At 66.1% G+C, this 13,946-nt stretch carries 8 protein-coding genes; all 8 read left to right on the forward strand.

Going from position 1 to position 13,946, the window contains the following annotated elements; genetic code table 11:
* Positions 1-137 precede the first annotated feature (137 nt).
* The 8 genes from recC to Lysil_RS02195 all read left to right on the forward strand — a co-directional run bounded on the left by recC (position 138) and on the right by Lysil_RS02195 (position 13,938).
* A complete protein-coding gene (gene recC / locus Lysil_RS02165; RefSeq protein WP_103074933.1) occupies positions 138-3,536 on the forward strand; it encodes an exodeoxyribonuclease V subunit gamma in 3,399 nt (1,132 codons plus the stop codon).
* Positions 3,533-7,141: an exodeoxyribonuclease V subunit beta gene (recB, locus tag Lysil_RS02170; RefSeq protein WP_103073927.1), complete on the forward strand. Its 3,609-nt coding sequence runs from the start codon at positions 3,533-3,535 to the stop codon at positions 7,139-7,141. The genes recC and recB overlap by 4 nt, the downstream gene beginning before the upstream one ends.
* Positions 7,138-8,904 (forward strand): exodeoxyribonuclease V subunit alpha, encoded by a 1,767-nt coding sequence (gene recD / locus Lysil_RS02175; RefSeq protein WP_103073928.1) that lies wholly within the window; start codon positions 7,138-7,140, stop codon positions 8,902-8,904. The genes recB and recD overlap by 4 nt, the downstream gene beginning before the upstream one ends.
* A 55-nt stretch (positions 8,905-8,959) precedes the next feature.
* Positions 8,960-9,565 carry a GTP cyclohydrolase I FolE gene (folE, locus tag Lysil_RS02180; protein ID WP_103073929.1) on the forward strand — a complete coding sequence of 202 codons (606 nt, stop codon included), beginning with the start codon at positions 8,960-8,962 and terminating at the stop codon, positions 9,563-9,565.
* 102 nt (positions 9,566-9,667) lie between these two features.
* Entirely contained in the window at positions 9,668-10,258 is a 591-nt protein-coding gene (locus Lysil_RS02185; RefSeq protein WP_103073930.1) for a hypothetical protein, read from the forward strand.
* Between the two features lie 10 nt (positions 10,259-10,268).
* Complete coding sequence (locus Lysil_RS13340) at positions 10,269-11,975, forward strand: hypothetical protein (RefSeq protein ID WP_165782350.1); 1,707 nt, start codon at positions 10,269-10,271, stop codon at positions 11,973-11,975.
* Positions 11,972-12,475, forward strand: coding sequence for a Rab family GTPase (locus Lysil_RS02190; protein ID WP_165782351.1), 504 nt, complete (start codon positions 11,972-11,974; stop codon positions 12,473-12,475). Before Lysil_RS13340 ends, Lysil_RS02190 begins: the two co-directional genes overlap by 4 nt.
* On the forward strand, positions 12,472-13,938 hold the full coding sequence (locus Lysil_RS02195) for a sensor histidine kinase (protein WP_103073932.1): 1,467 nt from the start codon (positions 12,472-12,474) through the stop codon (positions 13,936-13,938). Before Lysil_RS02190 ends, Lysil_RS02195 begins: the two co-directional genes overlap by 4 nt.
* Positions 13,939-13,946: the final 8 nt, after the last annotated feature.

The raw sequence follows: 13,946 nt of genomic DNA on the forward strand, positions 1-13,946 counted from the left end.
GTGCGTGGGGCAAGCTGAATGGAGCCCCGCCAATACTGCGCAATGATGATGTGGGTGGCGCATGTGCAACAGATGGCCATGATCGGAGCCGGCGATCTCAGTCAATGCGATTTGGCTCCGGCACAATGCCGGCAACGATGAATCACCCCGCCGCGCCCGACTTCCGCCTCTACCAATCGAATGCGCTCGACGTGCTGGCGGGGTTGCTGGCGGATAGGTTGCGGACGCCAGCCGCCGGCCAGTCACTGCTGACCCCGGACATCATCCTGATCCCGCAGGCGGCGATGCGGCGTTGGTTGCAGGCGACCCTGGCGCAGCGGCATGGCATCAGCGCCAATCTGGAATTCCTCACCCCGGGCGAATTCGTCGCGCGCGCCCTCGATGCCAATCTCGGCAAGAGCGCTGACGATCTCGATGCGGCGACGCTGCATTGGCGTCTGTACGCGGCACTGGGCGATCCGGCCTTGCTGGCGCAGCCGGCGATGGCGCAACTCTCCACCTATCTGGCCGACGGCGACGCGGTGAAGCGCTGGGCCTTGGCTGGCGAACTGGCCAACGTCTTCGAGAAATACCAGGCGTGGCGTCGTGACTGGTTGCTGCGCTGGGAAGACGGCGCCGATCCCGCCGATCCGCAGGCGCTGCTGTGGCGCGCGGTCGCGGCTGGCCGTTCGCATCGGGCACGACGCATCCAGGACTATCTCGCGCGTTACACCGCTGGCGATGCGCTGCCTGCCGGGTTGCCGTCACGGCTATTCGTCTTCGCCACTCTCAACGTCTCGCCCGACGTGTTGCGGGTGATTGCCACGCAGGCGCGGGTCGGGACCCTGCATTTCTACCTGCCGACGCCCAGCGCGGAATATTGGGGAGATCTGCAATCGCTCGGCGCACGCCTGCACGCGGGCGAGGCGCCGTTCGCCGATGGCGACGAGAATCCGTTGCTGCGCGATTGGGGCGCGGCCGGACGCGATTTCATGGCCTTGCTCGGCAGTGGCGAGGTGGTGCATCCGTCCGCGGAATTTTTCGCGCATGCCGATCCGGCACTGGGCGGCGGCGAGCTGCGCGGCAGCCTGCTGCGGCGGATGCAGGGCGATCTGTTCCATCGTCGCGCCGCGACGGTGGACGACGATGGCGTACGCATCGCCGGCGATGATCCCAGCCTGCAATTCCACGCCTGCCACACACGACTGCGAGAATTGCAGGTGTTGCACGACCGTTTGCGCGCCTTGCTGGAGGACAAACGTTTCGATCCGCCGCTGCAACCGCGCGAGATCGCGGTGTTGGCACCGGACATCGATCCCTACGTGCCGCACCTCGATGCGGTCTTCGGCAGCCATGGCGCTGGCGATCCGATTCCCTACACCGTGGCCGATGCCAGTCCGCTGGTGGAAGAACCGCTGGCCGAAGTTTTCCTGCGCCTGCTGGCATTGCCGGTCTCGCGTTTCGGTCTGGAGGAAACGCTGGACCTGCTGGCGAGTGCGCCGCTGGCCGAAGCCTCCGGTCTGGATGCCGACGATTTCGAACGCCTGCATGCGTGGTTGCAGGATGCCGGCGTGCGCTGGGGTATCGATGCCGCGCACCGCACGCACCATGGTGCGCCGAACGATGACGCCTACACCTGGCAGTTCGCGCTGGATCGCCTGTTGCTGGGTCATGCCAGTGACAGCGAGGACTTCATCACTGGTGAGAGCAGCACTGGTGAAAGCAGCGCCGGTGTCGCGCCGTGGACCAACCTCGAAGGCAGTGCACTGGCCGCACTTGATGCGGTGTTGCGCCTGCTGCGCGTGCTCGCCCGGCACCAGCGCCTGTTCGGCGAGGCGATGTCGCCGGCGCAGTGGCGCGAGCGTTTGCTGGCGCTGCTCGACGCCTTGCTGCCACGCTCGCCCGCGACCGTGCAGGGACAGCGCGCGCTGGATCGCCTGCGCACGACGATCAATGCCTTCGCGGAGGATGCCGAACGTGCCGGATTCACCGCTCCGATTGCCGGGGAAGTCGTGCGCGCGCATTTCACGGCGGAGTTGTCCGCAGCCGATACCCGCGCGCCGTTGCTCACCGGCGGCGTCAGTTTCGCGCGGATGGTGCCGATGCGCCTGCTGCCGTTTCGCGTGATCTGCCTGCTGGGCATGAACGACGGCGATTTCCCGCGCCGTGATCCCGCCGCTGGCCTCAACCGCCTCACCGCCGAACTCGGCAGCGGCAAGCGGCGCCGCGGTGATCGTTCCACCCGCGACGACGATCGCTTCCTCTTTCTGCAATTGTTTGCCGCGGCGCAGGACGTGTTCTATCTGAGCTGGCTTGGCGCCGATCCGCGCGATGGCAGCGTGCGCGAACCCTCGGTGCTGGTGACGGAATTGCTTGCGGCGGCGAGTGCGTACCACGCGCGACCACAGCAGGCGGCGAAGCAGCTGGTGCTGCGGCATTCGCTGCAACCGTTTTCGCCCGCTGCGTTTGGCGCCGACGATCCGCGTTTCTTCAGCTATCGCGGCGGTTGGCGACCGGCGGCGACCTCGCTGTCGGGCCCACGGACGCGCGTCGCTCCATGGATGGATGCGGCTGCTGCATTCGCGCCACCGCCGGAAGACCGTACCGAGTTGTCACTGGGCGCATTGCGCGGTTTCCTGCTCGATCCGACAGGAACGTTCCTGCGCCAACGCCTGCATCTGCGCTTGCCCGAAATCGAAGCAGCCGGCGAAGACGTCGAACCCTTGCAGGCGCCGGGACGCGGATTGCAACGCAGTCGCCTGCAGCGCGCGGTGTTCGACGGATTGGTCGGCGGCGCGACTCCATCGGCACTGCAAGGATCGCTGCGCGCGCGCGGCCTGTTGCCGTCGGGTGCGCCGGGGCGACACGTGCTGGACGAGTTGGTGGCGGAAATCGATCCGTACGCGCGGGCGTTCGGTCACTGGCGTGGAACTGCCGTCGCCAGCACCTTGTCGTTGGAAACCGAGATCGATGGCGTGCGCCTGCATGGCCGCATCACCGACGCATGGCCGCAGGGACTGATGCGGCTGCGCTTCGGCGAGATGAATGGTCCGGCGGCGATTCGCCACGGACTCGATTGGTTGTTGGCGGAAGCGGCTGGCGTGGAGCTGCCGTTCGACGAATTGTTCGATGATGGCGATGACGGCATCGGGCCGCATACGCGTCCGTCGATCGGTCGCGAAGCGGCACGCGATGCCTTGCGCGCATTGCTGGTGCTTCGCGACGACGGACTGCGCCAGCCATTGCCGTTCGCGCCGTACAGCGCGTGGGAATTGTTCAAGCTGGCAACCGCCGGAAAGGTCGCGCAAGGTGTGAAAAAAGCTGCGGAAAAATGGCATGGCAGCGCGCGCGGCTGGGCCGAAGGCGATGACGCGGCCTTGCGCCTTGCGCTCCGTGGTCGCGGTCCTTTCGCCGATGCCGACAGCTTGCGCGATTTCGCCGCAGTGAGCGGCAAGATCTTCGGTGCGGTGACGCGCGGCCATGCCGTGCCCATCGAGATCGACGGCATCGGCGAAATCGAACTTCCGCAGCGCGATGATGCTGAGGATGGCGAATGAACATCGAAGCGCGCGATCCGTATCTCGATCTTCCGTTGACTGGCGTTCGCCTGATCGAAGCCAGCGCCGGCACCGGCAAGACCTTCACCCTGGCCACGCTGGCGACCCGACTGGTGGTCGAGCGCGGCCTGCGCATCGGCGAAGTGCTGGCGGTGACCTTCACCGAAGCGGCGACGCAGGAATTGCGCAAGCGCATCCGCGAACGCCTGCAACTCGCGCTCGAGGTGCTGGACGCAGCGGCCACGGGCGACGAGACGCAAGAGACGACGCTGACGCGGCACATCCTCGACGTGCATCTGGCGCGGGGAGATGAAAGTCGCGACGCCCTGCGCCGACGCCTGCGCCAGGCCGTGCTGGAATCCGATCTCGCCGCCATCTTCACCATCCACGGCTTCTGCATGCGCGTATTGCGCGAACATGCAGTGGAAACCGGGCGCGCCTTTGCCGCCCCGGAATTGCTGGCCAATGATCGCGACCTGCGTAGCGAAGTCGCCGCCGACCTGTGGCGCGCGCACGCCATCGATGCCGCGTCCGTCGATGATCTGTTCGCGTTGTGGGGCCAGGGTCATGAGGCATTGGCGAAAGACCTGTCGGCGCTGATGCGTGAGCCGGTGTTGCTGCCGCCGGACTTGCCGCTGCCCGCGGATCCTGCGCCGGCATTGCGCGAGACCAGCGAAGCGCTGGCGCAAGCGTTCCGCGCCCATGGCGAAGATTTCCGCATGGCACTATTGTCGGCGCTCGATGGAAAAGTCCTCAACGCCCAAAGCTACAAACCTGATTGGATCCACGCGTTGTTCGATGCGGCGAAACAGTGGTCGGAATCCGGTGATGGCGACACTCCGTTCGAACACGACAAGCTCGCCAACCTGCAACACGAGGCGCTGCTGGCGAAAACCAACAAGGCGCAGACCGGAAAGACGCCGGAATCGCCGTTGTTCGCGGCGATTGCGCCTTATCTCGAAGCACTGCGAATGCAGCGCGAATACGTCGCCCGCCGTCGCGTCGCTTTGCTCCATCGCCTCCGCGCCGACACCCATGCGCGCATGGCGACCCTCAAGCAGCAGCGCCGCGTGCAGACCTATGACGATCTGATCGACGGTGTTGCCGATGCCCTCGCCGGCAGCGATGGCGATGTGCTCGCAGCGCGACTGCGCGCGCAATACCAGGTCGCGCTGGTGGATGAATTCCAGGATACCGACGCACGGCAATGGGCGATCTTCAATCACGTCTTCGGCGCCGGCAGCGGCGCACCCGCGTTGTTCCTGATCGGCGATCCAAAGCAGGCGATCTACGGCTTCCGTGGCGGCGACGTGCACGCCTACCTCGTCGCCCGCGACACCGCCGCCGAAGCGCCGTTGTTATCGCACAACTTTCGTTCGCGGCCTGCGCTGCTGGCCGCCATCGCGACGTTATACGGCAATGTAAGTAATTTCGTTTGCGAAAAACCCGAGATCCGCTTCCATCCGGTCGAGCCGGGTGGCTCCCGCAGCAACGAGGATTTCCTGCGCGATGGCGAATCCGCGCCGGCATTGACCGTCTGGCAAGCCCCGCAGACCGGGGAATTCGACGCCAAAGGCAAACCGAAGCCATGGAGCGCCGACGCCTCGCGTGAACGCGCTACCGATGCCTGCGTGGCCGCGATCCACGCCGTGTTGACGGATGCACGCATCGGCAAGGCGACGTTGAAAGACAAGAACGGCATGCGCGCGGTGCAGCCCGGTGACATCGCTGTGCTGGTGCGCTCGCATCGCGAAGCCACGATGATCCAGCAAGCGCTGGCCATGGTCGGCATTCCGGCGGTCGCTGCCGGCAAACAAAGTCTGTTCGCCACCGCCGAAGCACGCGAACTCCACGCGCTGCTGCTGGCATTGCTGCACACCGGCGACGATGGCCGTCTGCGCGCGGCGCTGGCCACCGTGCTGGTTGGCGCAGATGCAGCGGCGATCGAAAAACTGGACCACGATGTCGTCGCCAGCCATGCGTGGCAACAGGAGGCACAGGCGTGGCGCGAACGCTGGAATCGCGCCGGCATCCTCGCGCTGGTCTGTGATCTCTGCGCGCGCCATGGCGAACACCTGCTTGGCTTGTTCGACGGCGAACGCCGCCTCAGCAACTACCTGCAACTCGCCGAGCTGCTGCAGGAAGCGCAGCGACAGGCACTGGGCTTGCACGGATTGGTCGATTGGCTCGAACGTCGCATCGCCAGCGCCGATAGCGAAGACGAAACGCAATTGCTGCGCCTGGAATCCGACGCGCGCCGCGTGCAGATCGTTACCCTGCACAAGAGCAAGGGGCTGGAATACCCGCTGGTGTTCCTGCCTTTCGCCGGTATCGGGCGCAGGGGATCTTCGCCCGGTCGCCATTGCGTGGCGCACGATGAAGAAGGCTGCCGGCGTCTGCACTGGAAGTTCGATCTTCCGGAAGCGCAATGGCAGGTCGCCAGCGACGAATGGAAGGAAGAACAATCCGCGGAGGACGCGCGCCTGCTCTATGTCGGTCTCACTCGTGCCGAACATGCGCTGTGGATCGCCAGCGGCATGTTCTACAACCATGACAAGACCGCACTGGCGAAGATGCTGCGTGATCCGGCGGCGTTCGCGGCCAGCGCCGGCATCGTCTTCGATGCACGTTCGCCGTCACCTGACCTGCCGCGTTTGTCGCCCGCGACCGATACCACGGTGCCCCCAGCGCGAGTGGCCACGCGGCCCCTGTCGAACGACTGGTGGGTCTACAGTTTCAGCCAGTTGGCGAAAGCCGACGGCGGCGATGCCAGCAGTGCATCGACACTCCCGGCCGGTGGTGGCAACGACGAACCCGATGCGGTGGAAGACACTGTTGACGATGGCCAATTCGATCCGCGTTTTGCCGGCAACCGCTACGGCGTGGCGCTGCATGCGGCGTTGGAGCATACCGATTTCGCAAGGTGGCAGGGCTGGAGTGCGGGTGATGGCGCGCCGGATGGCGAAGCAGACATCATCGCCAAAGCCTTGCGCGAAGAGGGCTATGGCGCCGATGTGCTGGAGGATGGCGTCGTGTTGACCGCGCAACTGATCGGCAACACGCTCACAGTTGGCTTGCCGGAAGGCGTGCGCCTGTGCGATGTGCCGGCGGGCGCGCGACGTGCGGAAATCGAATTCCAGTTCGCGCTGCAGCCGGTGCAGATCGATGCGTTGCTGGAACTGCTGCACGGCCACGGCGTGGTGCGCGATCGCCACGGCTTCGGCCTGCGCCAGCGACTGGAAGGGCTGATGACGGGCTTGATCGATCTCACCTACCACGTCGATGGCAAGTGGTACGTGCTCGACTACAAATCCAACCGCCTGCCAACGTATGACGCGCCTGCCTTGCAACGGGCGATGGCGCACAGCGAGTACGACTTGCAGGCATTGATCTACACGCTGGCATTGCATCGCTGGCTGCGTTTCCGCCTCGGCGATGAGTACGACTACGCCCGCGATTTCGGCGGCATCCGCTATCTGTTCTGTCGTGGCCTCGATGCCACGCGCAGCGATTCGCCCGGCATCCATGCGCAACGTTTCTCGCCGGAACTGGTGCATGCGCTCGATGCGTTGTTCGGCCATGTCGTCACGGGAGTCGCCGCATGAGCCTGTTGCGCGCCCTGCAGCAAAGCGGAGCCTTGCGCACCCTCGACGATGCCTTGGCGCAAAGCCTGCGCCGGCTCGATCCAGCCACGCCCGATACCGTATTGGCCGCCGCTGCATTGGCATCACTCGCGGTTGCGCAGGGCCATGCCGCGTTCGATCCGGCGCAACCGCGACAAGTCGTCGACATCGATCTGCCGTGGCCGGATGCCGCAACCTGGTTGCAGGCATTGGAGGCATCGCGCTTCGTCGCCGTGCCCGAGCATGCCGACACGGAATCCGCCGCCACGCCGCTGGTGCTCGAACACGGCCTGCTCTACCTGCGCCGGTATCGCGAATACGAACGCCGGTTGGCGTCGGGCTTGCAACGCATCGCGGCGCAGCCGATGGGAAGCGACCATGCCGCTGCCCAATCTCTGTTCGAAACGCTGTTCCCCGATACGCATGACGATGATCGCCAAGCGCGCGCCGCTGCACTGGCGTTGCAGCGCGCGCTGGTGCTGATCACCGGCGGCCCCGGTACCGGCAAGACCACCGCCATCGCGCGATTGTTGGTCCTGCGCATCGCCGCGGCGATCCATGCCGGCAAACCAGTGCCGCGCATCGCCCTGGCCGCGCCCACCGGTCGCGCCGCCGAACGCATGGCGGAAAGCGTGCAGCGCGCCGCGCAACAGATGGCGGCAGCCGGCATCGATGCCGACCTGCTCGCGGCGTTGCCTTCCGGTGCCAGCACCCTGCATCGGTTGCTCGGGCCCGTGCGCGGCTCGCCGCGTTTCCGCCACGATGCCGGTAATCCCCTGCCGTGCGACATCGTGGTGGTGGACGAAGCGTCGATGGTCGACCTGCCGCTGATGTGCAAACTGGTCGAAGCGATCGCCGCTGGTGCGCAACTGATTTTGCTCGGCGATGCCGACCAGCTGCCGTCGGTGGAAGCCGGCGACGTGCTGGCAGCGATCCTCGGCGCGGCCGGCGATGGCTTGCAAACACAGGACGACGAAGCATCGCCGCGCTCCCTGCGCGGCAGCCGCGTGCACTTGTTGCGCGGCTGGCGGCAAAGCGATGCCTTGCAGCTCGCGCCACTGGCCGAAGCCGTGCGCGATGGCGACGCGCTGGCAGCTCTGGCCCTGCTCCGCGGCGGCACGCTGTCGAACGTCCACTTCCACGAAAACGTCGACGATCCGCTGCAGGCGCAGCCGGCGTTGCTGACGCACTGGCGCGCACTGGCCTCGTGCTCCGATCCGGCCGTCGCGCTGGAACTGGCCGGCCATTTGCGTCTGCTGACGGCCTTGCGCGAGGGTCCGCAAGGGGCGCGTGGCCTCAACACGCGCATCGCCGCGCAACTGTCCGGTCGCCGCATCGGCACGCCGCCAGCGTGGTTTCCCGGCCGCCTGCTGCTCATCACCGAAAACAGCGAGCGCCATCAGTTGTTCAACGGCGACGTCGGCATCTGCCTGGCGGACGAACATGGCGCCCCGTTGGTGTGGTTCGCCGGTCGTGACGGCGTGCGCGCCTTCCATCCCGCCGCGTTGCCCGCGCACGAATCCGCCTTCGCCATGACCGTGCACAAGGCACAAGGCAGCGAATTCGATGACATCTGGCTGCAACTGCCACGCAGCGACAGTCGCGTCCTCAGTCGCGAACTCCTCTATACCGCGATCACCCGCGCCCGCAACACGCTGCACATCGCTGGTAGCGCGGACGTGATCGTGGCCGCGCTGTCGCGACAGGCCAGCCGGGTAACGGGGCTGGGCTGGCGGCTGGGGTGATTGATCGTTGGGGTGACGATCACGCCGCATCGTCCTGCCGCGCTACCATTCCGCCATGGACGAACCCGACTCCCCCGACCGCCGCAACGGCGTCAGTCGCAATGATGCCGAAGCCGCCGTGCGCACCCTGCTGCGTTGGGCCGGCGACGATCCGACCCGCGAGGGCCTGCTCGATACGCCCAAGCGCGTGGTCAAGGCCTACGGCGACTGGTTCAGCGGCTACGCCATCGATCCCGACGATTACCTGCAGCGCACCTTCGAGGAAGTCGAGGGCTACGACGAAATGATCGTGTTGCGCGACATCGAATACGAAAGCCATTGCGAACATCACATGGCGCCGATCATCGGTCGCGTCCATGTCGGCTACCTGCCGAAAGGTCGCGTGGTCGGCATCAGCAAACTGGCGCGCGTGGTCGAGGCCTACGCACGGCGCTTCCAGGTGCAGGAAAAAATGACCGCGCAGATCGCCCAGTGCATCCAGCGCGCGCTGCGTCCACAGGGCGTTGCGGTGGTGGTGGAAGGCGCGCACGAATGCATGACCACCCGCGGCATCCACAAGCGCGGTGTCAGCATGATGACCTCGAGCATGCTCGGTACCTTCCGTGAAGACGCCCGCACCCGCAACGAATTCCTCGGCTTCATCCAGCCCGGCCGGCGCTGAATGGGACGAACCGAGTTCACAGAGCGCGGGAAAATCGCTTGTCCGGCCCGCACGCCTCTGCCAGTATCTGCCGGCACCGCTTGAATCGCAGGGGATAGCGCAATGACCGGCAAGAAGAATGGAAAGCAAGCCCCGGACACCGTGGCCGACGTCGCCACTGGCGCCACCAGCCCGCCCGGCGAGCACAAGATGGAGCAGATCCGCGAGCTGATGTTCGGCAGCGTGGTCCGCGATTTCGAGCGCCGCCTGGGCGAGCTCCACGATCGCTTCGAAGCCGAATCCGCGCGCATCCTCGCCGATGGCCAGAAGCGCGTCGCCGAACTCGAGGCGCGCCAGGCCGCGCAGATCGAACGCCTGCAGGGCCAGTTGCGGCAGGAATCCGCCGCCCGTACTGGCGCCCTGGAAGACGTCGATACCCGCTTCGGCCAGTCCCTGCGCACCCAATCGAACGAAATCACCGCGGCGTTGCAGCGCCACGAGGACGATGCCGTCTCCAGCGAAGCGCGCCTGCGCGAAGCGATGGCGCAGCTGGAACAACAGCTGACGCAGGCATTGCAGGGCGCGAAGGACCAGTTCGCCTCTGGCCATCGTCGCCTCGGCGATGAAAAACTCGCCCGCGAGGACATGGCCGACATGATGGCGGAACTGGCGTTGCGCCTGCGTGGTGCGCAGGACGGCGCCGGACACGGCTGAGGCCCCCGCGATGAGCGGCGAATACGACCGCCTGCGCCATCTGCTGGTCGATGCGGAGAGCAGCCGCCTCGATGCGCTCGAGGAAAAGCTGGGCGAGACGGCGGCGGAATTCGCCACGGTCCCCGATCGCCTCGCCGAAGACATCGAGCGCAACGTCCACGGCGGACAGCGCACACGCTTGGGCGACGCACTGGCCGAAGCGACCGCAGGCTCGCTGGAACTGGCGGTGCGGCGCAAGCCGGAAACGGTGGTCAACGCCGTCTATCCGGTGATCGGCCCGGCGATCCGCCGTTCCATCGCCGAAGCATTGAGCGAGATGGCCGACGGTTTCGACCGCTCGATGCGCGAAACCTTCAGCCTGCGCGCGCTGCGCTGGCGCTTCGAAGCGTGGCGCAGCGGCATTCCCTATGCCTGGGTGGTGTTGCGCCAGACCACGCGCTACCAGGTCGAACACCTGTTCCTGATCGAGCCGGGCAGCGGCCTGCTGCTTGGCCATGTCACCGCGAAGGGCCTGCCGGAACTCGACGCCGACGCGGTCGCCGGGATGTTCACCGCGATCAACCAGTTCGTCCGCGATTCGGTGTCGGTCGATGGTCGCGATGGCGGCATCGGTTCGGCGATGGTGGGCGGCTACCACCTAGCCGTCAGCGAAGGCCCGCAGGCGCGCCTGGTCGCCTTCGTCCGCGGCATGCCCGAGCAACGCTTCGGCGTGCGCCTCGACGAAGCCAACGAAGCGCTGCACGCGCACCATGGCAGCGAACTGACGGCGAATGGCCAGGCGGGAGATCCCGAACATCCGCTGCTCGAGCAGGCGCAACTCGATGCGCTCAATCCCCGCCACGAAACCCCGACCGTGTCGCGGCAAGGCCAGCGCCGGATCGTCTACATCGTGCTGGCCGTACTCGTCATCGCGGCGCTCATCTATGCCTTGCTGCAATTGCGTTGGCATGCACGATCGTCGGCGTTGCACGATCATCTGGCCGCCGAACCGGGGCTGGTGATCACCGGTTGGGATGATGGTCATCGCAACCGGCTGGTGATCGACGGGCTGATGGATCCACAGGCCGAAGGCGTGAAGACGTGGATGGCCGCGCATGCCGGTGACGTCGGCGTCACCTGGCACATGCGACCGTATGCCTCGCTCGAACCGGCCATCATCCGCCGCCGCGTTGCCGGGCGACTGGGTTTGAACGAGGCCAACGTGGAATACACGCAATCCGAAGGGATCGTCCGCCTGCGCGGTGAAGTGCCGTTCCCGCGCTGGTACGCGGCGACGCGACCGGATGCGCTGCAATTGGATTCGGCGCGCCTCGACAGCAGCGGTCTTGGCTATCCGGGCAAGCCGAAGATCGATGCGCTGATCCGGCGAATCGAATCCGCCGCGATCACCTTCGGCAGCGGCACCGCGCAGCCCGACAGCGGCACGGAGCAGACCGTCGCCGGGTTGATGCACGACATCGACACACTGGTCGCCGAAGGGCAGCCGCGCGGGATCGCGTTCCGCTTCAAGGCGTCCGGATTCACCGATGAGGCCGGCAGTTACGAGCAGAATCGGAGCCTGCGCCAGCAACGTTCGGAATGGCTGGCGTCACGCGCGCTGAAGGCGCTGAAGTCGCCATCGACGATCACCATCGATCAGTCCGCCATCTACATCCTGCCCGGTTCCAGCACGCGCGCGACCTCGCTCGCGGTCGAACCTTTCCCGGCGAAGCCATGAAGTCGATTTCCCGCAAGATCATTCTTCTTGGCGATTTCGCCGTCGGCAAGACCAGCACGGTGGCGCGCAGCGTGCGCAACACCTTCTCGGACACCTACCTGACCACGGTCGGCGTGCGCGTCGACAGCAAGGCGATGGCGATCGACGATGACTTGCATCTGCGCATGGTGCTGTGGGATATCGCCGGCGCCAACACGCTCGACCAGTTGCGCAGCAACTACGTGATGGGCGCGCAAGGCATCCTGCTGGTGGCCGACGGCACCCGCGAAGACACGGTGGACACGGCACTGGAACTGCGCGAACAGGCGTGGCGGCTGTTGGGTCGTGAAGTGCCGGTCGTGCTGATGCTCAACAAGTCCGATCTCGCCGATGCCTGGGCCATTTCGCAGGACCGGATCCGCGAATTGCAGGCGCAATTGCCGACCTTCACCGCCAGTGCCAAGACCGCGACCGGCGTGGAGGAGGCATTCGCGGCACTCGCGCGGGAACTGCTGCCTTGAATGCGAAACGGCAACAGACGGCGACCGCCGCCGCGCAGCGTCGCGACACCGCATTGCCGATCGTGGTCACGCTGGATGGCGACGGCGGGATCATCGACATCGTGGGTGATCTCGCCACCTTCATCGGTGGTGACGACAGCGTGGACACGGTGGTCGCCCGGCTGTACGCGCTGACGTACGGGGAAGGTGGCCTGCCCGAGCGGCTGGGTGCGGTCGAACTGTCGGAAAACCGTTACGCCGACATCAACATTTTTTTCGAGGACGAATCCCGGCATTTCGTCCTGCGCGATGTCTCCGCGGCGATGCAGTCGTTGCGCGCGCGCCAGCAACTCGATCATGAAGCCGAACTCGAGCAGCAGCGGATGCCGAAATCGGCAGCCAGGATGCACGCCCGCGAAGGCGATATCGCGCAGGGCGATCGCGTGTTCCGGCAAGGCGCCGGCCTGCTCGAAATGGTGTCGACGGAGATGCGCGAGGCGTTGCTGTTGCTGTCCGGCCATGTGCAACTGCTGGCGCGCCGGGTGCAAGGCGATCCAACCGCGCTGGCTTCGGCGGCAGCGATGCAGCACGCGGTGATGCGCCTGGATGCGTTGTCGGCGAATGCGCTGATCGGCTTGGGAGAACTGGCGACGGGCAGGGAGCAGCGCGGCATGATCAGCCTCGACGGCCTCGCCGGATTCCTGCAGGACTCGTTCGCGCTGCAGGCCGGCATGCGCGGCATCCATCTCGAATTGCGCGTCCCCGAGACGCCGGCATTGATCGAAGTGGACGACCTCGCATTGCGGCGGCTGCTGGTCAACCTGACCGTGCACGCGCTGGATGGCATGGATCATGGCGAGTTGCGGATCGCCCTGCTGGCGAAGGATGGCAGCCTCGAAATCGAACTCGAAGCCGAGCCGGACGGATTGTCGGCGGAGCGCTTCGGCGAACTGGTCACCACCGTCGATCTGTTGCATTCCAATGCGCATGGCAACTTGTTGCTGGCCGCCAGCCAGGCGTTGCTGCAGCGACTGCAAGCGAAAGTGGAACTGGTCGAACGCGTGCAGGGCGGCAACCTGCTGTGGATCCGCGTTCCGGTGTCGACTTCGGCGAAAGGCGTCGGCCTGGATTCCGATGGCGGCGCACCGCGCGATTTCGATGCGCGCGTGGTGGCGGTTGCCCTCGATGATCGCGTGCTGGCGGCGCGTGTCGTTGCCGCCTTGCAGGCCAAGGGCATCCCCGCCATCGAAACGCAGTCCGCGGGCAGGATCGCGGCATTCCAGCGTGGCGGCGATTTGCGCGCGATCGTGGTCGACGCAGGACATGAGTTGACCGCGTCCGGCATCGCCACGATGATGCTGGTCGAGCACGGCGGACGCGCAGGGGAGCGCGACGGTTGGGCATACGATCGCGGCATCGTCCGCGTGACGGATGCGATCGGGGACGATGCCTTGCGGGAAGCGCTGGATGCGTTGCTGGCATGACGACGAGG

Origin of the sequence: Solilutibacter silvestris, assembly GCF_002895945.1 — a bacterium.
GTDB classification, from domain to species: Bacteria; Pseudomonadota; Gammaproteobacteria; order Xanthomonadales; family Xanthomonadaceae; genus Solilutibacter; species Solilutibacter silvestris.

Bases quoted from the DNA above. Each gene is read 5' to 3' on its own strand.
- recD (WP_103073928.1), top strand. From the start codon at position 7,138: ATGAGCCTGTTGCGCGCCCTGCAGCAAAGCGGAGCCTTGCGCACCCTC.
- recB (WP_103073927.1), top strand. From the start codon at position 3,533: ATGAACATCGAAGCGCGCGATCCGTATCTCGATCTTCCGTTGACTGGC.
- Lysil_RS02185 (WP_103073930.1), top strand. From the start codon at position 9,668: ATGACCGGCAAGAAGAATGGAAAGCAAGCCCCGGACACCGTGGCCGAC.
- Lysil_RS13340 (WP_165782350.1), top strand. From the start codon at position 10,269: ATGAGCGGCGAATACGACCGCCTGCGCCATCTGCTGGTCGATGCGGAG.
- recC (WP_103074933.1), top strand. From the start codon at position 138: ATGAATCACCCCGCCGCGCCCGACTTCCGCCTCTACCAATCGAATGCG.
- Lysil_RS02190 (WP_165782351.1), top strand. From the start codon at position 11,972: ATGAAGTCGATTTCCCGCAAGATCATTCTTCTTGGCGATTTCGCCGTC.
- folE (WP_103073929.1), top strand. From the start codon at position 8,960: ATGGACGAACCCGACTCCCCCGACCGCCGCAACGGCGTCAGTCGCAAT.